The sequence below is a fragment of the Exiguobacterium sp. PvP048 genome (assembly GCF_040549175.1).
Lineage (GTDB): Bacteria > Bacillota > Bacilli > Exiguobacteriales > Exiguobacteriaceae > Exiguobacterium_A > Exiguobacterium_A artemiae.
The window spans coordinates 143,403-166,080 of record NZ_JBEPSU010000004.1 but is presented as its reverse complement, the minus strand read 5'-3'; the positions used below and the strand labels follow the sequence as shown (position 1 = coordinate 166,080).

Here is a 22,678-nt window from a genome sequence, read left to right as displayed (position 1 = left end):
AAGAATAACGGCATACCTCGTGACGAAAAAGCATGATAAGCTAATGAAAACGACAGGAAGAGGGACTCCGATGAACGTAACGCAACAACAACTAGAAGAATTAATCGCTGAATGCCGCCCCTATACGGTGCTCGGGCAGGTGGCGAGTTATATACCAGAACTGGCAAAATCGGAACCGACCCAACTCGGAATCGCTGTTTGTAATGCAGACGGCAGTTTTGTATCCGCGGGAGACGCCGAAACGATGTTCACCTTACAAAGTGTTTCAAAAATCATCACGTTAGCCTTTGTCCTCGAGACATTTGGTGAAGATTACGTGTTCTCGAAGGTCGGTATGGAACCGACGGGAGACGCGTTCAACTCGATTGCGAAGCTTGAAGAGACGATTCCGACGAAACCCCTGAATCCGATGATCAACGCCGGAGCACTCGCTGTGACGAGCATGTTACCGGGGGAAGATGCAGCCGATAAGCTGAACCGGTTACGCCAATTCATTGCCGATCTGCTGGATATCGAACTCGATATGGTCAAATACGATGCAGAGGTCGCGAAGTCCGAATTCGAGACGACCGACTTAAACCGGGCTCTGCTGTACTTCATGCGGTATCATGGAGTCATCGAAGGGAACGTCGAAGAAATCATCGATGTCTATACAAAACAATGTGCGATTTTGACCAATTGTAAAGGACTCGCGATGATGGGGAAAATTTTAAGTCAATCCGGAAAAACACCATCCGGGAATCAAGTCATCTCCCGCCGGAATGCACGGATCATCCGGGCGATCATGACGACATGCGGCATGTACGATGCGTCCGGTGAATTTTCAGTCCAGGTCGGGTTACCCGGAAAAAGCGGGGTATCGGGTGCGATCGTTGCCTGCGGTCGCAGTGACTTCGACATGGCGGACCTTGGAATCGGTATCTTCGGACCGGCACTTGACCTGAAAGGAAATTCGATTGCCGGAACGAAGATGCTGGAGTTGCTCGTCCAGCGTCATCCTTAATCAAACGACAGTTGATCGAGCAGTTTCGAAAGCTTTTTCTCAAGACGGGTGATTTCTTTTTGTTGTTGCGCAAGCTGGTCGTCCGGAACGCTGAAAAGACGCCAGCGTTCGAGGCGGTTATACGTATCATTGATGTCACCTAATTGGGTTTGAATCCGTTTTAACCGGTCGACGGACGATTTCGGGAAATCGGTATACGGACGTAAATACTCGACCGTATAGCGGTAGAACTTCGTTGCAAGCCGTAACTCATGCATCATCTGAATACGCTTCTTCCCTTCCTTATGCTGAACTTTTTCATAATGAAGTTTCTTTTTGTCGAATCGTTTTTCAGCTGTCTGAAGAAGATCTTTTTCATCAATCCGTTTTAATTGTTTCGTCAAGCGACCGGCTAAAAATCGACGGACGGAGCGGTCGAGTTCGTCGGAAATCAACAGATGCATCGTTTCGAGTAACGTGGCCCGTTTGCCTTGCAGTTGTAAGGCGAGGTGTTCCGCGAATAACTGCTCAATCGGAGAAGTGACACCTTGTTGACTGAGTTGAACATCAAGATCCCGGACTTGACCGAACGCAGCCATCAATCGTTTCCAGATGAGATAGATTGGTTCCTCCGTTTGATCGACTAACTTCGCGAAGGTGATTAATTTACGTAAACGGATCCGCGCCTGGTGAACGTCTTCCGGGTTTTTAAATGTTTGGGCTTCCTCGGCATAATGATTAAATGTCGACCAGGTCTCGAGTAATTCAAAAGTTAAATTTTCCGCATCACGATGATTCAAATGAATCCCTCCTTAAATAATTTACGTAGAACAAATAGCAAACTTGAATGCTTCAATAAAAATAGGGTGCAGGTTGCCCTGGAATGTGGTGGAACAATGTTAGAGACAACTACGCTATCGGGAAAGATTCAACAGTTCATGAAGATTTTCTTTCCGATTCTGGTCACACAGGTAGCGTTTTACTTAATTAGTTTTTTTGATACGGTCATGGCCGGACGATATGGGTCGGCTGATTTAGCGGGCGTCGGCGTCGGAGCCAGTCTGTGGGCACCGGTTTACACAGGATTGACGGGTATTTTATTAGCCGTGGCACCGCTTGTCTCCCAAGCAATGGGGGCACGAAAAGAGCGGGAAGTGAAGCGGATCGTGATTCAGGCATTGTATGTGTCCGTCGTCATCATCGTTTTGACGGTTCTGCTTGGACTCGTGCTCGTGAATCCGATTTTGAACCAAATGGAATTATCGGATCAGGCACGTCATGTTGCCCGCATCTATCTCGTCATGTTAGGTTTTGGAATCATTCCGATGTTCGTCTTCTTTGTCCTGCGCACTTTAATTGATTCGTTAGGCAAATCGAACATCACAATGACGTTATTATTATTCTCTTTACCCATTAATGTGGCTTTCAATTATCTGTTTATCTTCGGAAAGTTTGGTTTTCCGGAACTGGGCGGGATTGGAGCAGGAGTGGCAACAGCCATCACATACTGGATTTTATGTATCGCGGTTATTGGTGTTGTCTTGAAAGGTGAACTGTTTCAACGGCTCGGGATTCTCCGTCGTTTTTATAAACCGGATGTAACACGAATCAAAGAATTGGTATTGCTCGGTGCACCGATTGGATTAGCAATCTTTTCGGAAGTCAGTATCTTTTCAGCCGTGACTTTGCTGCTTGGCGCCTACGGCGATGTCGTCATTGGAGCCTATCAGGCAGCCATCAACTTTGCTTCGTTCGTTTATATGATTCCACTCTCGGCCGCATCAGCCCTGACGATTACGGTCGGGTTCGAGATGGGAGCCAAGCGGGTCAAGGACGCCGTCCAGTACGTGTGGATCGGCTTGTTGCTGTGTCTGGTCGTTTCCTTGTTTTCAGGTGGACTGCTGTACGTTCAAAATGAACGGATTGCGGCACTTTACAGCAACGATCCGGCAGTCATCAAAATGGCGGCTCATTTCATGATTTTAGCGATTTTCTTTCAATTATCCGATGCAGTCGCGGCACCCACTCAAGGGGCACTTCGCGGATTCAAAGATGTCAACGTCACGTTTATTTTGACGATTACCGCGTACTGGGTCATCGGACTACCACTCGGATTTTATTTTGAGCGGTTTACGGAACTTGGACCGGATGGGTATTGGTGGGGATTGATCATCGGGCTTGCCGTCGGAGCCAGTCTTCTCTTGCTCCGCCTGATGCATCTTGTCAGAAAATCAAAGGAGGTCGTGAAATGAGATTCAATAAACAACGTGTGTTGACAGTGGCGAAAATCATTTTGCCGATTATCTTGATTGCATTCATTTTTTATCAGGGTCAAAACGAATTAAGAAGTCTGTCGTTAAAGGAATCGATTCGGGCGATTCAGCAAATTCCGTCCTGGAAGTTTATTTTATTGATTGTATCGGGGCTTGCAGCGGTCGCGACGATGTTCTTTTATGATTTCTTTTTATTGCGTTCGCTTCAAGTGAAGGTTCCGATCGGATTGATTTTCCGGGCATCCTGGATTGCCAACTCGTTTAACGGCATCATCGGTTTCGGCGGACTTGCCGGAATGGGGGTCAGAACCGCCCTCTATCGACCGTTCGTCGAAGGAACCCGGTTATTGAAAGCCATCGGTTGGATGGCACCGACACTGATCAGCGGATTATCGATTTTATCGGCATTATCCTTATTAAACGTCTTTCCGGCATTTGAAGTGTTGGATTTAAAGAAATGGTTATGGCCGGTCATCATCGGTGTTGCCTTCTTCTTCCCGGTCTATCTGTTGTTTACTTTCCGACGGGGGAGCAGCAGTATCCGTCCGTCGTCGATCGCCCTCTATTCGCTTGTATCGCTTGCGGAATGGTTCAGTGCGGGAGTCGTCGTCTATTTTATTTTGGCGGCCCTCGGGACGGATGTCAGTTTTTCTAAAGTCATCGGCGTCTTCATCATCGCCGCGACAGCCGGTCTGATTTCGATGGTACCGGGTGGATTCGGTTCGTTCGACTTGGTCTTTTTGATCGGTATGCAGCGTGCCGGCGTCGAAGAAGGGATCGTCCTTACCGGATTGTTGATTTATCGTCTTGTGTATTATTTGATTCCATTCGTGATCGGGGTCATTTTCTCGGCGCGTGAGTTCAGCGGTCCGGTCGTCAAAATGATTGAGGATAAACCGATTGTCGGTCCGTCGGTTGAAGTCGGCGGCGTCATCTGGCGGCTTCAGTTACGTTTTTTAAGTAAAGTCCGACATTTTACATTGGCCTTGATTACGTTACTCGCTGGCATCGCGATTTGGGGTCTGGCGATTTTGCCGCCAAACTCGACACAGTATGAATATTTGGAAGCCCGTCTGCCGCATGAGTTGTTGTTGCTTGCGAACAGTTTCTTTTTGATGGCCGGCTTGTTGTATGTCCTGCTTGCCCCGTCTCTGTACCGACGGACGAAGCGTTCACTGTATATGATTTATGGTGTTTCGGCTTTTGCTTTGATCGGGATGGCACTGCGCGGATTTAACTTGATTTCCTTGTCTGTCGTGTTGATCGTACTGGTTTTAGTGACGATGTCACGAAGTGCCTTTCATCGTGAACGGACGCTGATCACGACGACTCGACTGATCCGGGCCGCTTTTGCCGGTTTTTTATACCTCGGTGGATTCATCTTTTTCGGATACGCCTTTTACACACTCGGTTCGGCTGACGGGACAAAGGTGTATCCTGCCCATGAGATCTTCATGTTTGCCGCGAGTGCAGCGATTTTTGCACTTGTCTACACACTCGTCTTCATTCGTTTGTTCAATACCTTTAATCAGCCGGTCTTGGGTGAAAAGTTAGATCTGCAAAAAGTTAAGGATGTCTTGACGGAAGAAGGGGGAAATTATTTAAGTCACCTGGCTTTTCTCGGCGATAAACGCTTTTTCTTCTCCGAATCCGGACGTTCATTTATTCAGTTCAGTCAGACCGGAAACCGGATTATGATGCTTGGTGATCCGAGCGGAAATCCGGAAGAGCATTCCCAGTTGATTGCCTGTTTCTTACGGCGTGTCGAGGATTTAGGTTATATCCCGAACATCTATCAGATTCAGGCACAGAACATGTCGTTGTATCATGATTTCGGCTTTAATTTCTTTAAGCTTGGTGAAGAGGCGATCGTCGACATGACGACCTTTACCGTTTCCGGGAAAAAACGGGCCGGCTTACGTTCCATTAAAAATCGTTTTGAACGGGAAGGGATGACGTTTGAAGTCGTATCGCCTCCGTTTAGTGAAGCGTTATTGGATCAATTACGTGACGTCTCGGATGAGTGGTTGGGAGGGAAATCCGAAAAAGGATTTTCATTAGGTTATTTCAACGAGTCTTATTTGAATCAAGCGCCGATCGGCATCATGCGTGATGCCAATCAGCAGATGCTCGGCTTCATGACGTTCATGCCGGCTTATCAGGAAGGTGTTCTCTCGATTGATTTGATGCGTTTTCGTCCGGATGGTCCGAACGGAATCATGGATGCCATGTTCATCCGTTTGTTTGACTATGCAACTGAGCAAGGCTACCACACCTTTAATATGGGAATGGCTCCGCTCTCGTCCGTTGGTGAGGACGAAACCTCATTTTGGCAGGAACGCGTGGCAGCGGATGTGTTCAATAACATCCGGTATATGTACAGCTTTACAGGACTGAGACGATACAAGGAAAAATACGATCCGAAATGGGAAGGACGTTACCTCGCCTACCGTAAACGCCAATCACTGACGATTGCGATCTTAAAAGCGACACGTCTGATTTCGAAGAAAAAAGACCGGATTTTATTGCCGTGACTAAAGAAGATTCCGGATCAGACGCCGGGATCTTCTTTTTCACAATCGGTTAAATGTATAAAGGTCTATACAACTAGAATGAACAGCAGTATACTAAAAGGGAAGAGAGATTATTTGCCGGAATTCAAACGAGAAAGGAAGTCACAAGATGCCAACTATGATTCATGCCGAAATTTATACGGGACAGACCGTTATTCACGATGGATTCATCCGCTTTGAGGAGACGATTCAGGAAATCGGGCCGATGTCCGCGTACACAGAGCGTGACGAAACAGTTATTGATCTTGCGGGGAAACGATTGATTCCAGGAATGATTGATGTCCATATCCATGGCGGATACGACGTCGATACGATGGACGTAAGTGCGGAAGCGCTGTACCGATTGAGTGAAGCCATGCTTGCGGAAGGTGTCACGTCCTTTTTTGCGACGACGATCACCCAAGACTGGCATCAGATTACACGGGCCCTGGAAGTCGCGCGCGATGTCATCGACTCTCGGGAGACGACGATTGAAGGGATTCACCTGGAAGGACCGTTCATCAATCCGGATTATGCCGGAGCACAACCGCTTGAATACATCGTCGAACCCGATGCAGATCAGTTTTTAAAATGGCAACAGGCATCCGGAAATCAGATCAAACTCGTCACGTACGCTCCGGAACAGCCCGGTGCCCGTGATTTTGAAGCGGCGGTTCGAAAGACGGGGGCGATTCCATCTGCCGGACACACCGATGCGACATTTGACCAAAGTCATTTAGGTAATGTCACCCACGGGACACATCTCTACAATCAAATGCGTCCCTTGCATCACCGGGAACCAGGGACGGTCGGATATTGTCTTCTCGAACGATCAGTCTTTGCGGAAATCATTCCGGACGGGATTCACAGTTCAAAAGAGATGGTCGAATTCGCTTACCGGATGAAAGGACCAGACCGTTTGACGGTCATCACCGATGCGATGCGGGCAAAAGGATTGTCGGATGGAGAATATGAACTCGGCGGACAAACCGTACACGTCAAGGACGGAGCTGCCCGTCTTGCGAGCGGGAACTTAGCCGGCAGTGTCCTGACGATGGATCAGGCGCTACGCAATATCATCCGCTTTACTGGCTGTTCACTCGAACAAGCCGTCCAGATGACGTCGATTAATCAGGCAGAGGAATTCGGCTTAACACATAAAGGACGACTCGAGCAGGGCAAGGATGCCGATTTTGTCGTATTGACAGCAGACTTGGAAGTGGAACAAACCGTTCACCGCGGGAAAGTGCACCGATTTACAAACGGAAAGGGGTAACAACTGATGAAATGGATGATTGTAGAAAAAGCAGAAGAATTGGCAAATGTTTCGTATCAACTGCTCAAACAGGAGATTGTAAGACACCCGGAAGGATTAACGATCGGACTTGCGACCGGCAGTTCTCCGCTCGGTGTGTATGAAGAATGGCGCAAAGATCGAGTGGATTGCCAGCATGTGACGACCGTTAATTTGGATGAATACGTCGGACTCAGTCCGGATCATCCACACAGTTACCATACCTTCATGCAGGAGCACTTGTTTGATGCGGTCGACTTTAAAGAATCGTATGTGCCGATCGGAAGCACGGCGGATCCACGGGAAGAGAGTGACCGCTATGAAGCGCTTGTCCGGCAATTAGGGATTGATATTCAACTGCTCGGTATCGGTTCGAACGGTCATATCGCGTTTAATGAACCCGGTACTCCGTTTGATGCCAAAACCCACGTGACTAAGCTGACCGAGTCGACCCGACAGGCCAATCAGCGCTTTTTCGACCGGTTGGAGGATGTGCCGACCGAAGCGATCACGATGGGAATCGGAACGATCATGGAAGCGAAGAAGATTTTATTGGTTGCTTCAAGCGAGCGGAAAGCGGAGGCGATCCGCGACATGATGGAAGGTCCGGCGACGACGGATTGTCCGGCAACGATTTTACAGCGGCACGCCGATGTCATGGTCGTTCTGGACGAAGAAGCGGCAAGCTTGTTATCGGACGAAGCGAAACGTACAGGGCGAGCTGCCTATACGAACTTCATGAAATGAATCGATGACTCGTCTCTGATGAGACCGGACTGCTTCAGACCGGTCTTCTCAACAGACGGGTTTTTTGTTTTGTATGCGTCAAGTCGTGCGAGTGTAAAAACAGTGAAATCACATGATCTTAATCGAATCGTAAATTGACATTTTAATAAAAGTCGGGATAATGGAGAATAGTGAACTTTACAGAAAATTTACATGAAAATGAGGGCGTACAGATGCAGACGAGATCAGCAAGAAAGAGGCAACCAAGTGCTGGCAAGATGTTCATCAAAGTGATTGCTGCCTTGTTATTACTTTTGACCGTCATCGGTTCCGGTTATGCGGGAGCGGTTTTCATTAAAACACAGGAAACGCTGGCAAGAACACAAATCAACATTCCGGGTTCAAAAGTCAGTTCGAAATATGATGATGTGCCGTCCGAATCTTTCTTGATTTTAGGAACGGATGAAACGAAAGCCAGTAAAGACCGGCATGAGCCGGCACGATCGGATGTCATGATTGTCGGTGTCCTGAATAAGAAGACCGAACAATTGGTACTGACAAGTATTCCACGGGACTCACTCGTCAATATCGATTATTCCAAATATGATGTGCCGTACGGGAAAACAGGTGTCGAGCAGGATAAAATCACTCATGCTCATTATTTCGGTTCAATGGACAAATCGAGTTCATACAACGGAATCAAACTGGCACGTGAGACAACCGAAAATCTGCTCGGTATTGAAATCAACCATGTCGTAAAAGTTAACTTCCAAGGATTCGTTCAGTTGATTGATGCACTGGACGGAGTCGATATCGATGTCCGTTATGCCTTCAAGGAACAGGATTCGGCGCGTAAAGCAGGGACGATTACCGTTCCGAAGGGAATGCAGCATTTGAGCGGGGAACAGGCACTCGCTTACGTTCGAAACCGTCATGATGACCCACTCGGGGATATCGGCCGGGGACAAAAGCAGATGCAGGTCATCCAAGCTGTTGCAAAAGAAGCGGCAAGCTTCCGTTCGCTCGGGGCGTACCGTGACATCTTGGACGCTGTCGGCGACAACGTCGAGACGAACTTAGGTCCGAACGATTATCTCCGGTTAGCTGACTTTACGACAGCTTTACGGAATACGACAGAATACCAGCTCGCAGGTGAAGGATACATTGGAATCAGCGGGAAATGGGAGTACCATCTGGATCCGAATCAACTTGACCGGGTGAAAGCCAACCTGGCCAAGGCGATGCAAGGACAAGAAGTGTCACCGATGAAAGAAGAGACAGGGACACCGGGAGCCACGGACCCGACAACAACAGATGATTCGACGACAGTCGAGCAACCCGTTCAGTAACGCTAACGGGTGATGTTAAAAAGCACACGTTTCAGATACTTTCTTGAAAAGTATCCTGAAACATGTGCTTTTTTTCGGAAAGGAAGATGAGTTCTCCTCTGTATTCAAATCAGAATCAGCGTTGCCGTTCCATTTCGACCGTGAACGTATACCGGTCACCGCGATACGCGGAAATGACATACTCAAACGGTTGATCGGTGGCAAGGAAAGTCAGTTGTTCGACGGACAAAACAGGTGAACTGACCGACAGACCGAGGTGTTGTGCTTCTTCTTTTGTCGCGAGACGTGATTCGAAAGTCTGACTGGCGCGACCCAGGTTGAGTCCACTGGCTTCAGCAAAGGCATAAAGGGACGTAATGGCGACATCCTGGTTCAAACCCGGCAACAGCTGTTCTGGGATATAAACAGTTTCGAGCGCAAGCGGTTGTTCGTTTGCGATGCGTAACCGTTTTAATTCATAAATTTTGGCACCTTCACGAATCCCGAGTTTATTCGCAATCGTCATTTCAGCAGCAATCGTTTGATAAGACAGCAGTTCACTCGCCGGTTCCAAACCAAGATGTTCCATCTCTTCGGAAAAACTGGTTAATCCGGACAGTTGCATGACGATTTTTTTGTTGGCGACGAATGTGCCGCGTCCTTTTTGACGAATGAGATAACCAGCGTTAACAAGATTCGAGATGGCTTGACGGACAGTCATCCGGCTGATTTGATGGGCTTCGGCAAACTCGCGTTCCGAGGGGATCAAATCGCCGGGTTGTAACAGACCCTCCTCGATTTGTTGCTTCAAGGCAGCCTCGATTTGGTAGTAGATTGGAAGTGGTGAATTTTTATTAATATGCTGAATCACGGCATTTCGTCCCTTCGCGGTCGATAGTCTTTCATCTAGTGTACTAGGAAATGGAGATGTCGACAAACGATTGTAAGTGATTTGTGTCATAATAGAAGCAAATTCAGTGCTGAAAAGGTGGAATGAAGATGCGTTCAGAGCAAATTTATCCGGACGTCCGGACTTTCGAATCAATCGTGACAGGTACGAAGGAAGAACAAGGCTACTGGGTAAGATTAGAACAAAGTTACTTTTATCCGGAGAGCGGGGGGCAGCCTGCCGATCGGGGAACACTCAACGGGGTTTCCGTCCTCGATGTCCAGCTTCAAGAAGGGGATGTCTGGCACCTGCTCGACAGTCCGCTTCTTGAAAACGAAGTGCAAGGTGAGGTCGATGATGTAATTCGAACGGATCATGCGGCGCAACATACAGCACAACACGTTATTTCTGCCATTCTTCAAGACGAATTTCAAATCAAGACAGTCAGTTTCCGAACCGGCACAGAAGAATCGACGCTTGATCTCGATCTCGGTGACTGGGATGAGACGCTTCAAAGTCGTTTGGAGGAACGTTTACGGACGGTGATTCAAGCGAACCTCTTGATTACGGCAACGGAATATACAGAAGAAGAAGCATTGCAGTTACCGTTACGAAAAACACCACAAGTCACAGGAAAAATCCGGGTCGTTCAAATCGGTGAACTGGATTACAGTGCCTGTGGAGGAACGCATCTCGCCTCGACGTCGGAACTGGAACTGATTTTATTCACGGGACTTGAAAAGGTTCGCGGGAATATTCGTTTAGCGTACGTTGCAAAAGACCGAGCGTTTCGATTACTGACGACCGAACGGCGTGTCCTGACAGAAACTGCACGTGCAGTATCAGCTAAAAAAAATCAGGTCCATCTTGTTGTGGAAGACCTGAAACAGGAGCAAGTCCGTCTGAACCGTCAAATCGGACAGGCAGAAGATTTGCATGTCAAAACGGTCTTAAAACAGTTGCTCGCAACGGATGAACCGGTTCTCACCGTACGGCATGATCAAGAGGATGTCCGTTTTTCAGAAAAACTGTTGAAAGCCCTGGCTGAAACAGGACGGACAGGATTCGTCTGGAACGAAAACGCCAAAAAATTATTCATGTGCAGCGCTGGATCCATTCATCTCGGAAAATTTGCCAAAACCCATTTAAAGCAGTTTAATGGACGGGGCGGCGGAAGTGAAAACAATGCCCAAGCAGTATTCCAAACGTATGAAGAGGCACAAGCTTATGCAGAAGCATTAAAGGAGGAATTACATACATGACAGTGATTCAAGTAAAAACAACCGAACAAAAACAAGCGGTCCGAATGATCCGGGAACGGGTTTTCGTCGAGGAACAAGGCGTTCCGAGCCATTTGGAATATGATACGCATGATGAAACAGCGATTCACTTGCTTGTCCTCGATGAGATGAATCGTCCGGTTGCGACGGGGCGGACCCGTCCGTACGATGAGCAACGGATGAAGGTCGAACGCGTCGCGACCCTTGCGGCGACAAGAGGAAAAGGATACGGCGGCGAGCTGATGCAGGCGATGGAGCGGATTGCCCGCCGGGAAGGCCGGACGATTTTAACGCTCGGTGCCCAAGTACAGGCCATTCCGTTTTATCAAGGGCTTGGTTATGCGATTGTTTCCGATGAATTTGACGATGCGGGCATTCCGCACCGGACGATGGAGAAAAAAATTTAATGCTGATTTTTTTGAGAAATCCTGAAAAAAGGGTTTCTTTTTTTGAAAGTCTATGTATATATATAATTCATAGTGAATTTTTATACAGACAGATACAGTCGAATTCAAGGAGGAAATAAGAATGACAAAACAAAAATTGATTTTAGCGTATTCGGGTGGACTGGATACTTCAGTCGCCATCAAATGGTTAAGCAAGGACTATGACGTCGTCGCATTGTGCATGGATGTCGGCGAAGGAAAAGATTTGTCGGTCATCAAAGAAAAAGCGTTACTCGTCGGTGCGATCGAATCGATTGTTCTTGATGTCAAAGATGAATTCGCAAATGACTTTGTTTTGCCGGCCCTCCAATATGGTGCGCATTACGAAGGTGCGTATCCATTGATTTCCGCTTTATCTCGCCCGTTGATTGCTGAAAAACTGGTTGAAGTGGCACATGCCCACGGTGCCACAGCAGTCGCCCACGGATGTACCGGAAAAGGAAACGACCAAGTCCGGTTCGAAGTTTCGGTTGCTGCTCTTGATCCGTCGCTCGAAGTCATCGCACCGGTTCGCGAATGGAAATGGTCACGTGAAGAAGAAATCGCTTATGCAAAAGAAAACAACGTTCCGATTCCGATTAATCTCAACAGCCCGTATTCAATCGACATGAACTTATGGGGACGCAGTAACGAATGTGGTGTCCTTGAAAATCCATGGACAGAGCCGCCGCAAGATGCATACGCTTTGACGGTCGCACCGGAAGACGCACCGGATCAAGCGGAAGAAGTCATCATCGGTTTTGAAGCAGGTGTTCCGGTTTCGATCAACGGGACAGCGTATCCGCTGGCGAAGCTGATTACAGAACTGAATATCATTGCCGGTGCACACGGTGTTGGACGGATTGACCATGTCGAAAACCGTTTGGTCGGCATCAAGTCACGTGAAGTGTATGAGTGCCCGGGTGCGACAGTCTTACTCAAAGCCCACGCAGCACTTGAAACGATCACATTGACGAAAGACGTTGCCCACTTTAAACCGATTCTCAGCAAACAATATGCAGAAACGATTTACAACGGATTGTTCCATGCCCCGCTGACAAAAGGCCTCAAAGCGTTCTTGACGGCAACGCAACAGGACGTGACCGGTGAAGTCCGTGTCAAACTGTATAAAGGGAACGCAACCGTCACAGGACGTCAGTCAGCAGTTTCGCTCTACGATGAGAAACTCGCGACGTATACAAAAGAAGATGCCTTTGATCACGAAGCAGCGAAAGGATTCATCAAATTACACGGTCTTGCGATTTCGACACATGCCAGTGTCCATCGTCAGGAAGGCGTGAAAAAATGACGAAACTATGGGGCGGACGTTTTACGGAAAGTGCTTCCGCTCAAGCGGAGGCCTTCGGAGCATCGATTTCGTTTGATCAGAAATTAGCAGCCGTTGATTTACAGGGGAGTCTTGCGCACGCGCAGATGTTATATGAACAGGGAATTCTTGAAAAGACCGAGTGGGAACAAATCGAAGCCGGTCTTAAACAGTTGCAAACGACACTCGAGCAACACGTCTATACGACAGTGGATGAAGACATCCACATGAATCTCGAGCGGTTACTGACGGAACAGATTGGTCCGGTCGCCGGTAAACTGCATACAGCCCGCAGTCGAAATGACCAGGTCGCGACTGATCTCCACCTTTGGATGGAACAGCATGTTTTAGAACTCCTGTCGAGTCTTCGCAACCTGCAATCCGTCATTACGGAACAGGCGGAGCAACATGTGGAGACGGTCATGCCGGGTTATACCCATCTGCAACGGGCGCAACCGATCTCACTCGCGCATCATCTGCTCGCTTATTTTTGGATGTTTGAACGGGATGCCGATCGATTGACCGATAACCTGAAACGGATTCGGATGTCGCCGCTCGGTGCCGGGGCACTGGCGGGAACGACTTTCCCGATTGACCGCTTCAAGTCAGCCGAGTTACTTGGGTTTGAACAGGTCTATCCGAACAGTTTGGACGCGGTCTCAGACCGGGACTTCGTGATTGAATACCTTGGCATCGCGTCGACGGTCATGATGCATCTGTCACGCTTTTGCGAAGAAATCATCATCTGGGCGTCGCAAGAATTTTCGTTCATTGAGCTGTCCGATGCGTTTTCGACGGGATCAAGCATGATGCCGCAGAAAAAAAATCCAGATTTCGCGGAACTGATCCGCGGCAAAACAGGTCGTGTCTACGGAAATCTGATGGGTTTCCTGACGACAATGAAAGCATTACCACTCGCATACAATAAAGATATGCAGGAAGATAAGGAAGGTGTCTTTGACACCGCTGATACCGTGTTACAATCCGTTCAAATTTTTACAGGCATGATCGAATCGGCTACGTTTAAGACAGAAGCGCTCAAGAAGGCGACGATGCAAGACTTCTCGAATGCAACGGAACTGGCGGATTATCTGGTCACAAAAGGGATTCCGTTCCGGGAAGCACATGAAATCGTCGGGAAAGCCGTCTTACATTGTGTCCAAAGCGGCTGTTTCTTAAAAGATTTGACGCTGTCCACGTATCAGACGTTCCATCCGGTCATTGCAGAAGATGTCTATCCGTTGTTAGATCCGGTTCAGGCGGTCGCACGACGGGGAAGTTACGGCGGGACCGGTTTTACGGCCGTCCGGGATCAACTCGCATTAGCGAAGAAGCAACTTGAAAAATTATAAAATTCAAAAAAAGTTTGGCAAATCACTGGATTTAACAAAAAATGTTTGCTATAACTGTAACTAACAACCGACAGATAGAGGCGCGGATGACATCAGTAGCAACACTTATTCAAGGCAAGCATGCCAAGTGATGTGAAAGGGGAAATCCGCCGAAGTGAACAAGAAAATGCTTTTTCTTGATTGCTGGTACAACGGTTAAGATCCGTTGTACTGCCGAAACCCACGTTTCGGAGCGCTATCTTACGTAAAAGAACGTATGACGCTGTCATCGTTTGTCCGATCGTGATAACGACGGGCCGTAGGAACGCTCCTACCGGCCCGTCGTTTTTTTCTGTTTCGGGACAAAAGGAGATAGGATTGTGACAACTGTACTTAAATTTGGTGGTAGTTCGGTTGCGACTGTCGAACAGATTCAGTCAATTGCGAATTATTTGAAGAATCGGACGGGACAAGGGGAAAAATTAGTCGTCGTCGTGTCGGCAATGGGGAAAATGACCGATTCATTGATTGCTCAGGCGCAGGCGATAACGGACCGTCCGGAACGACGCGAACTGGACCGGCTGCTTGCAATCGGTGAAGAACAGACGATTTCATTACTCAGCATCGCCCTGAACTCACTCGGGATAAAAGCCTTGTCACAGACAGGGGCCCAGGCAGGCATCAGCACGATGGGACTGCACACGAAAAGTAAAATCAAACAGATTGACGGCGAATTGCTCCGGAAAAAACTGGAGACATACGACGTCATCATCGTCGCCGGTTTCCAGGGCGTCAATGAGCTCGGGGATGTCACGACACTCGGTCGCGGCGGATCGGATACGACAGCCGTCGCATTGGCCGCGGTTCTTGATAAACGATGTGAAATTTACACGGACGTCGACGGTGTTTACACAGCTGATCCACGGATTCATGCAACGGCACAACCGATTCCACACATTTCATACGATGAGATGATGGAAATGAGTGCACTCGGTTCAAAAGTCATGGAGATGCGCAGTGTCGAACTCGGTAAAAAATACGGCGTCCACATCTTCGTCGGAAAAACATTAGAATCGGAAAGAGGGACTTGGATCATGGAGGCAACGGAAACGATGGAACAAAAAGCGGTCACGAGCGTCAGTGTAACGAAAAACGTGTTGACGGTGTCAATCAAGCATGTACCGCAGACGAACTCGGCGGTCGCGGATATCTTTGAACTGTTATCAGGACGTCACGTCAACATCGATATGATCAGTCAGACGACGTTTGACAGTGACATCTTCCTTTCCTTCTCTTGTCCGCTGGATGAAGAAGAGTTTTTGGAAGAAGCACTGCAGGATATCATCAATCGTTTCCCGACGGTCAAAGTCGACCGTCATAACCAGCATGCCAAGTTATCCGTCGTCGGAATCGGGATGCGGGACGCAACCGGGGTCGCTTCGAAATTGTTTGCGACGTTCCGGGCGGAAAACATCACGTTTTATCAAGTCACGACATCAGAAATCAGCATCTCATATACGATTGCCCAGGCCGATATCGAACGGACTGTCGCAGCAATCGCTCAAGCATTCGACCTGTAAGGAGGAAATCATATGTATCATGTCGCAGTCATTGGCGCAACCGGCGCCGTTGGTCAAAAAATGTTACAAGTCCTGGCGGAACACGATTTTCCGGTCCGTCAGATTTCAGCTTATGCTTCAGCCCGTTCAGCCGGGAAAATCGTTCAGTTCAAAGGACAGGACGTCACGATTCAAGCGTTATCGGAAAACATCACGAAAGACGGGATTGATGTCGCACTGTTCGCAGCTGGCGGTACCATCAGTGAACAGTATGCCCCGTTGCTTGCTGCAGCAGGAACACTCGTCGTTGATAATTCCAGTGCGTTCCGGATGCAGGCAGATATTCCGCTTGTCGTACCGGAAGTAAATTCGCAGGCAATCGGACCGAACGATCGTTTGATCGCCAATCCGAACTGTTCAACGATTCAATCGGTCGTCGCCTTGGCACCGCTTCAACCATTTGGTTTGAAGCGCGTCAACTATACGACGTATCAGGCCGTATCCGGTTCCGGTCAAAAGGGAATCGAGGATTTAGCCCGCGGCAGTCGCGGCGAAGAACCGGTCAACTATCCACACCCGATTCATGATAATATTTTGCCGCATATCGATGTGTTCTTACCGGACGGTTATACAAAGGAAGAACAGAAAATGATTGACGAAACTCGGAAAATCTTTCGTTTGCCGGAGTTGCCCGTCAGCGCGACGTGTGTCCGTGTCCCGGTCACGAATTCACATTCCGTTGCCATCAATGTCACGTTTGAGCAGGAAACAAGTGTTGAAGCGATTCGTGCTGCTCTGGCCGAAGCACCTGGCGTCGTTTTAGTCGATGATGTCAGTCATAATCAATATCCGATGCCGCTTGATGCAAGCGGAACAGACGACGTCTATGTCGGACGAATTCGTCAGGATCAAAGTCTCGCCAATACGTTCCACATCTGGTGCGTCGCTGATAACATCCGTAAAGGGGCCGCTTCGAACGCCGTCCAAGTCGCGCGTCAAGCGCTTGAAAGTTCAATCCATTCGTAAGAAACGAGGAGGAATCCGATATGTTTAAAGGAGCAGGAACAGCACTCGCTACACCGTTTACCTCAACCGGTGAACTGGATTTAGCGGTATTCGAGCAACTGATCGAGCAACAACTCGCAGCAAACATTCAAGCATTGGTCGTCGGCGGGACGACCGGGGAAGGGTCGACGTTGACGAATGCAGAGTTTGAGACGTTACTTGAAACGGCAGTCCGTGTGACAGCCGGCCGTGTCCCGGTCATTGCCGGAACCGGAACAAACAACACGGCACAGACGATTGAGAAAACACAGACGGCAGCCCGGCTCGGTGCGGATGCAGCGATGCTGGTCACACCTTACTACAATAAGACATCACAAGCAGGACTCGTCGCCCACTTCACGGCGGTTGCGGATGCAGTCGATTTGCCAATCATGCTCTACAATGTTCCGTCACGGACAGGGGTCGCGATTTCCGTCGAAACAGCCGTCACACTTGCCAAACATCCGAACATCCAAGCGTTTAAAGAAGCAAGTGGAGACGTCAGTTTCATGGGGGAATTGATGACGGCCTTACCAGATGGCTTTGCAGTCTTCTGCGGTAACGATGATCAAATTCTTCCTTATATGGCATGGGGGGCACAAGGCGTGATTTCCGTCTTGTCGAATCCATATCCGGCGGAAACTCAAGCACTGGCAGAAGCGTTACTTGCGAATGACTATACGGCGGCGCGCCGGATTCAAAGTGATTTGATGCCTGTCATCTCGGCATTGTTCAGCGATGTCAACCCGATTCCGGTCAAAGCAGCACTCGAAGAAATCGGTCTGGCTGTCGGTGCACCGCGTCTGCCGCTTGTTCGCCAGTCGGAAGCCGGTCATAGCCATCTTCTTGAGACGATGCGGAGTTACAAAGGAGTGGTTGGATGAGACTCGCCATTCACGGATACGGGGCAACGGGACATTACGTGCATGAACTGGCACCGGATGCCGTCGTCGCCGTCATCGACAAAACAAAAACGGCGGAACAGGTACCGTCTTACGGTACGCTTGCCGAAATGCCGGAGTCAGTGGATGCAATCATTGATTTTTCACATCCGAGTCTCTTACCGGATTTGCTTGCTTACGGGATCAAAACGAAAACCCCGCTCGTCATTGCGACGACCGGTTTCTCGGAAGCAGAACTGCAGACGATTCGCGATGCTTCGACACAAATTCCGATTTTCCAATCGTATAACATGTCGTTTGGGATCGCGATGATGCAACAGCTGTTAAAAACACTCGTTCCGCTCGCCGGCGCATTCGATATCGAACTGCTGGAAAAACACCATAATCAAAAAGTCGATGCACCAAGCGGAACGGCGGAGCTGCTGTTGCGGACGATTCAAGATTTGCGGAACGTCACACCCGTCTACGAACGGGAATCAACACGCGAGAAGCGCGAAGCAAATGAAATCGGGATGCACTCGATGCGGGGCGGAACGATCTTCGGGGAACATGAAGTATTGTTCGCCGGTGTTGACGAATTGATTGAAATCAAGCATACGGCGTTGTCAAAAAAAGTCTTTGCTTCAGGTGCCATCAAGGCAGCAGAAGCACTCATCCAAAAATCAGCGGGACTCTATACACTGGAGACGCTTTACACACAGGAGGATTCACATGTTATTAACTGATGCTTTTGAAATTGCGAAATTTATTAAAGACGCTAAAAAACAAACACCGGTCAAACTGTACGTTAATGGGGACCTGGCAGGACTGACGATTGAAGGTGCAACAGCTTTCGGAACCGATCAATCTAAAATTTTCTTCGCGGATGCAGGACTTGCGTCAACTTTCTTAGAAGAGAATGCAGACCGGATCACGGAAGTTCACGTCGAGTATGACCGCCGGAACAGTGCCGTACCGATGCTTGATACGCGCCATTTAAACGCACGGATCGAACCGGGTTCATGGATTCGTGATCATGTCGTCATCGGTGACAATGCTGTCGTCATGATGGGAGCAATCATTAATATCGGTGCATCAATCGGAGATGGTACAATGATTGATATGAACGCCGTTGTCGGAGCACGTGGTACAATCGGCAAAAACGTTCATGTCGGCGCCGGCGCCGTGGTCGCAGGGGTTCTTGAACCGCCTTCAAAAACACCGGTCATCATTGAAGATGGTGTCTTAATCGGAGCGAATGCCGTCATTCTTGAAGGTGTCCGCGTCGGAAAAGATGCCGTCGTCGCAGCAGGCAGTGTCGTCACAGAAGACGTTCCTGCAGGCAGCGTAGTGGCTGGTACGCCAGCACGCGTCATCAAACAGAAAGACGAAAAAACAGCAGAGAAGACGCAATTGGTGGATGATTTACGTTCACTCTGATTGACGTCGAAGAGGAGGAAAACACATGGCAGTGGATACACAGTATGGAGAAGCAATTTGGTTAGACGGAGTTTTTCATGATCCAAAAGAGGCAAATACGAGCGTCATGTCCCATGCGATTCATTACGGAAGCGGATTCTTCGAAGGTATCCGTGCGTATGCGACACCGGATGGTCCGGCGATTTTCCAATTGACGGAACACATTGAACGTCTGTTCCGCAGTTGCGCGTTCTATCACGTGACGATTCCTTATACAGTGGAAGAACTTGTCCAAGCGACAATTGATCTGGTCGCCAAAAACGGCTTTGAATCTTGTTACATCCGCCCGTTTGTTTTCCTCGGTACACCGTGGCAGGCATTGATGGCAAAAGATACGACGGTTCACGTCGGAATTTCTTGTTGGGAACTGGGCGAGTACTTCGATAAAGGCGCCGGTATCCGTGCGAAAGTCGCTTCTTACCGCCGCGTTTCGTCGACAATGATGCCGATGCAGGCAAAAGCTGCCGCCAACTACATGAACTCGCAGCTCTTAAAAGGCGAAGCACAACGTGACGGATTCGACGAGGCGATTGCCCTCGATATGAACGGAAACGTCAGTGAAGCGAGTGTCGCCAACCTGTTCATGTTGAAAAACGGCACGATTTATACACCTTCACTCGACTGCTCGGTATTAGACGGCATCACACGTCAAGTCATCATGCGTTTGGCGCAGGATCAAGGGTATCCGGTCGTCGAGCGTCATATCGGCCGTGATGAGTTATACGTCGCAGACGAAATCTTCTTGACGGGTACAGCAGCAGAAATTACAAGTGTCGGAGAAATTGATCACATCGTCATCAACGGCGGAACACGGACTGTCGCGGATGAGTTGCTTGATCTTTACCGACAGACGGTCTCAGGTCAATTGCCGCAATATGCGGACTGGTTGACACATGTGACACCTGCTGTCGCCGAATGAGTTCAAGAACTGTCGTTACCATTGATCGGGAAGCGGTGCGGCATAATGTCGCATCGGTTTTCGCCCGGTCTAACAAGCAGATTTTTGCCGTGGTCAAAAACAATGCTTACAACTTAGGGATGATTGAAATGGTCGCCACATTGATGGAAGCCGGTGTCCGGCATTTCGCAGTGGCGGAAGTCTATGAAGCAATTGAAATCAAAACGAATTTTCCAGACAGTTATGTCCTGGCGATGAATCCGGCATCGGATTTTAAAGAGGTCCGCTTGCATGGAGTAGCGCTCGGAATTCCTTCGCTCGATTGGCTGACACGTCATCAGGCGGATTTATCGGGAATTGAACTGCATCTAAAAATAAATGTCGGGATGAACCGTTTTGGTGTCAGTTCGCTCGAAGAAGCATTAGCGGTGCTTGAAACCGTACGGGAGCAAGAGCTGACGTTAACAGGGCTCTACACGCATTTCCCGCTTGCCGATGAACCGGGAGCCAATCACGACGGTCAGGTTGAACGGTTCCTTGAAATCGGAAATCCGTTACAGGCGAAACATAGCTTTACTTATATCCATGCCGAAAACAGTGCAACGATCGTCAAGCATGATCCGCGCCTCGCCTGTTGCAATTACGTCCGGCCCGGTATATTCCTGTTTGGCTATTCGCCGATCGAAAAAATGGATTGGCTCGTCCCCTCACTCCGGATGACGACGGAAGTCGTTGAGATTCGTCAAGTGGAAGCAGGGGAACATGTCGGCTACGGTACGTCGTATACGGCACCGACAGCGATTCGTGTCGCCGTTCTGCCGGTCGGCTACGGGGACGGGGTTGTCCGCGGACGGTCGTCACTGCCGGTCATCATCAACGGAAAACGTTATCCGATCATCAGTAAGTTATTTATGAGTCATACGTTCATCGCCGTCGATTCGACGGTGGAAATCGGTGATAAAGTTGTTCTGTACGGAGACGGCATCGAAATTGATGACATCACCCGGACTGGGACAGCCAATAATTCGGAACAGATGTGTGCCCGTTCGTGGCGTTTAACACATCGTTATTTATAAGGGGGAAGCAAGATGTACGGAAGCCGCTATTTGACGGAACAAAACAATGAACTACAGATTGACGGGGTGGCAGCAACAGAGCTTGCCAAACAATACGGGACACCGCTTTATGTCATGGCAGAACGTGAATTGACGGACCGTCTGGCGACCGTACGCGACGCCTTTTTAAAGAAATATCCGAATACGTATGCTTCGTTTGCTTCTAAAGCCTTGACAATCGGTGCCGTTTACCAGCAAGTTGTCCGACATGGTCTTGGCATTGACGTCGTCACAGGCGGCGAACTGTTCATCGCCCGTAAAGCCGGTGTGCCGGCGGAACGGATTTATTTCCACGGTTCAAATAAATCGACGCAGGATTTACGGTATGCCGTCGAAGAGGGTGTCGGGAAAATCGTCATCGATCATTACGAGGAAATCGCTCAACTCAACCAGATTGCGGGCGATACCTGTCAAACCGTTCAGGTTCTGATCCGGATTGTTCCGCAAGTCATCGGTGGTGCGCACACGAAAATCCAGACCGGTGGTGTCGATACGAAGTTTGGTTTTTCGACGCATGATGATTCGTACCTGCAAGCCGTCGAAGCTGTTTTAGCAGCGGAACATTTGGTGTTACTCGGTATTCATTGCCATGTCGGATCGCAAATTCAAGAAATTGAACTGTTTGAGCGGACGGCCCGGACGATGATGGGATTCGTCGAAACGATTCGCGAGCGGACTTCTTTCGTCGCAAGCGAAGTCAATCTCGGCGGTGGATTTGGAATTGCCTATACGCAAGATGATCAGCCGCTTGATTTCGAACAAACGATGGAGCGGGTTATGGCGATCATCGATGAAGAAACAACGTGTCTTGCGATCGATCGTCCGCGAATCGGGATTGAACCGGGGCGGTGGGTCGTCGCAAATGCCGGAACGACGCTGTACACGGTTGGTGCTATCAAGGAAGTACAAGGTGTACGAACGTACCTATCGGTGGACGGCGGAATGGCGGATAATATCCGGCCTGCTCTATACGGAGCGGTGTACGAAACCGTCATTGCCAATCGAATCAAAGGAGAAACACGTCATGTGACAGTTGTCGGTGCAGCGTGCGAATCCGGCGACTTGGTTGCTGAGTCTGCTGATTTAGCAGAACCCGTCAGTGGAGATACATTAGCGGTCTTCGGGACAGGCGCTTATAACTATTCGATGGCAAGCAACTACAACCAATTTTTACGACCGGCTGTTGTTTTCGTTAATCAAGGTGAATCGCGTGAAGTTGTCCGTCGCCAGACGTACGTCGATTTAATTCAATGTGATCTGGGTCTTGAAAATATCCCGTCTTCTTAAGAACTGAA

The 22,678-nt window shown here is 49.0% G+C and carries 20 protein-coding genes and 1 riboswitch; of the genes, 18 read left to right on the top strand and 2 right to left on the bottom strand.

Annotated features, from left to right (window positions below; translation table 11 throughout):
• Window positions 1-70: 70 nt before the first annotated feature.
• Window positions 71-1,003, top strand: a complete 933-nt coding sequence (gene glsA, locus ABIC15_RS10210; RefSeq protein WP_012369379.1) for a glutaminase A — start codon at window positions 71-73, stop codon at window positions 1,001-1,003.
• Here the strand turns inward: glsA and ABIC15_RS10205 are convergent.
• Window positions 1,000-1,782 carry a CHAD domain-containing protein gene (locus ABIC15_RS10205; RefSeq protein WP_012369380.1) on the bottom strand — a complete coding sequence of 261 codons (783 nt, stop codon included), beginning with the start codon at window positions 1,780-1,782 and terminating at the stop codon, window positions 1,000-1,002. The two genes, glsA and ABIC15_RS10205, sit on opposite strands and share 4 nt — an antisense overlap.
• A 96-nt stretch (window positions 1,783-1,878) precedes the next feature.
• Between ABIC15_RS10205 and ABIC15_RS10200 the strand changes: the two genes are divergently transcribed.
• From ABIC15_RS10200 to ABIC15_RS10180, 5 genes are all read left to right on the top strand, one after another.
• Window positions 1,879-3,234 carry an MATE family efflux transporter gene (locus ABIC15_RS10200; protein ID WP_012369381.1) on the top strand — a complete coding sequence of 452 codons (1,356 nt, stop codon included), beginning with the start codon at window positions 1,879-1,881 and terminating at the stop codon, window positions 3,232-3,234.
• Window positions 3,231-5,789, top strand: coding sequence for a bifunctional lysylphosphatidylglycerol flippase/synthetase MprF (gene mprF, locus ABIC15_RS10195; protein WP_114596940.1), 2,559 nt, complete (start codon window positions 3,231-3,233; stop codon window positions 5,787-5,789). Before ABIC15_RS10200 ends, mprF begins: the two co-directional genes overlap by 4 nt.
• Window positions 5,790-5,937: 148 nt before the next feature.
• The gene (nagA, locus tag ABIC15_RS10190; RefSeq protein WP_354020622.1) at window positions 5,938-7,083 is read left to right on the top strand and encodes an N-acetylglucosamine-6-phosphate deacetylase; all 1,146 of its coding nucleotides are present in this window, start codon (window positions 5,938-5,940) and stop codon (window positions 7,081-7,083) included.
• A 6-nt stretch (window positions 7,084-7,089) separates the two neighbouring features.
• Entirely contained in the window at window positions 7,090-7,848 is a 759-nt protein-coding gene (gene nagB, locus ABIC15_RS10185; RefSeq protein WP_354020621.1) for a glucosamine-6-phosphate deaminase, read from the top strand.
• Between the two features lie 212 nt (window positions 7,849-8,060).
• Entirely contained in the window at window positions 8,061-9,176 is a 1,116-nt protein-coding gene (locus tag ABIC15_RS10180) for an LCP family protein (RefSeq protein ID WP_354020620.1), read from the top strand.
• A gap of 115 nt (window positions 9,177-9,291) precedes the next feature.
• Here the strand turns inward: ABIC15_RS10180 and phnF are convergent, their stop codons facing one another.
• A complete protein-coding gene (phnF, locus tag ABIC15_RS10175; protein ID WP_012369386.1) occupies window positions 9,292-10,026 on the bottom strand; it encodes a phosphonate metabolism transcriptional regulator PhnF in 735 nt (244 codons plus the stop codon).
• A gap of 128 nt (window positions 10,027-10,154) precedes the next feature.
• Here phnF and ABIC15_RS10170 point away from each other — a divergent pair, with 128 nt between their 5' ends.
• The 12 genes from ABIC15_RS10170 (at window position 10,155) to lysA (ending at window position 22,670) form a co-directional block, all read left to right on the top strand.
• Window positions 10,155-11,306, top strand: coding sequence for an alanyl-tRNA editing protein (locus tag ABIC15_RS10170; protein WP_354020619.1), 1,152 nt, complete (start codon window positions 10,155-10,157; stop codon window positions 11,304-11,306).
• The gene (locus ABIC15_RS10165) at window positions 11,303-11,731 is read left to right on the top strand and encodes a GNAT family N-acetyltransferase (protein WP_290829602.1); all 429 of its coding nucleotides are present in this window, start codon (window positions 11,303-11,305) and stop codon (window positions 11,729-11,731) included. Before ABIC15_RS10170 ends, ABIC15_RS10165 begins: the two co-directional genes overlap by 4 nt.
• A gap of 121 nt (window positions 11,732-11,852) precedes the next feature.
• The gene (locus ABIC15_RS10160) at window positions 11,853-13,058 is read left to right on the top strand and encodes an argininosuccinate synthase (protein WP_214850294.1); all 1,206 of its coding nucleotides are present in this window, start codon (window positions 11,853-11,855) and stop codon (window positions 13,056-13,058) included.
• Window positions 13,055-14,428, top strand: coding sequence for an argininosuccinate lyase (gene argH, locus ABIC15_RS10155; RefSeq protein ID WP_012369390.1), 1,374 nt, complete (start codon window positions 13,055-13,057; stop codon window positions 14,426-14,428). The genes ABIC15_RS10160 and argH overlap by 4 nt, the downstream gene beginning before the upstream one ends.
• A 67-nt stretch (window positions 14,429-14,495) precedes the next feature.
• Window positions 14,496-14,674, top strand: a riboswitch (Lysine riboswitch).
• 113 nt (window positions 14,675-14,787) lie between these two features.
• Window positions 14,788-15,987, top strand: coding sequence for an aspartate kinase (locus ABIC15_RS10150; protein WP_354020618.1), 1,200 nt, complete (start codon window positions 14,788-14,790; stop codon window positions 15,985-15,987).
• A gap of 12 nt (window positions 15,988-15,999) precedes the next feature.
• Window positions 16,000-16,992, top strand: a complete 993-nt coding sequence (locus tag ABIC15_RS10145) for an aspartate-semialdehyde dehydrogenase (RefSeq protein ID WP_354020617.1) — start codon at window positions 16,000-16,002, stop codon at window positions 16,990-16,992.
• A 20-nt stretch (window positions 16,993-17,012) separates the two neighbouring features.
• A complete protein-coding gene (gene dapA / locus ABIC15_RS10140; RefSeq protein WP_354020616.1) occupies window positions 17,013-17,894 on the top strand; it encodes a 4-hydroxy-tetrahydrodipicolinate synthase in 882 nt (293 codons plus the stop codon).
• Window positions 17,891-18,637, top strand: coding sequence for a 4-hydroxy-tetrahydrodipicolinate reductase (gene dapB / locus ABIC15_RS10135; protein WP_354020615.1), 747 nt, complete (start codon window positions 17,891-17,893; stop codon window positions 18,635-18,637). Before dapA ends, dapB begins: the two co-directional genes overlap by 4 nt.
• Window positions 18,624-19,331 carry a 2,3,4,5-tetrahydropyridine-2,6-dicarboxylate N-acetyltransferase gene (gene dapD / locus ABIC15_RS10130; RefSeq protein WP_290829615.1) on the top strand — a complete coding sequence of 236 codons (708 nt, stop codon included), beginning with the start codon at window positions 18,624-18,626 and terminating at the stop codon, window positions 19,329-19,331. The genes dapB and dapD overlap by 14 nt, the downstream gene beginning before the upstream one ends.
• A gap of 25 nt (window positions 19,332-19,356) precedes the next feature.
• The gene (locus tag ABIC15_RS10125; protein ID WP_012369396.1) at window positions 19,357-20,289 is read left to right on the top strand and encodes a branched-chain amino acid transaminase; all 933 of its coding nucleotides are present in this window, start codon (window positions 19,357-19,359) and stop codon (window positions 20,287-20,289) included.
• Window positions 20,286-21,344 carry an alanine racemase gene (gene alr / locus ABIC15_RS10120; protein WP_354020614.1) on the top strand — a complete coding sequence of 353 codons (1,059 nt, stop codon included), beginning with the start codon at window positions 20,286-20,288 and terminating at the stop codon, window positions 21,342-21,344. Before ABIC15_RS10125 ends, alr begins: the two co-directional genes overlap by 4 nt.
• 12 nt (window positions 21,345-21,356) lie before the next feature.
• Window positions 21,357-22,670 (top strand): diaminopimelate decarboxylase, encoded by a 1,314-nt coding sequence (gene lysA, locus ABIC15_RS10115; RefSeq protein ID WP_354020613.1) that lies wholly within the window; start codon window positions 21,357-21,359, stop codon window positions 22,668-22,670.
• Window positions 22,671-22,678 lie beyond the last annotated feature (8 nt).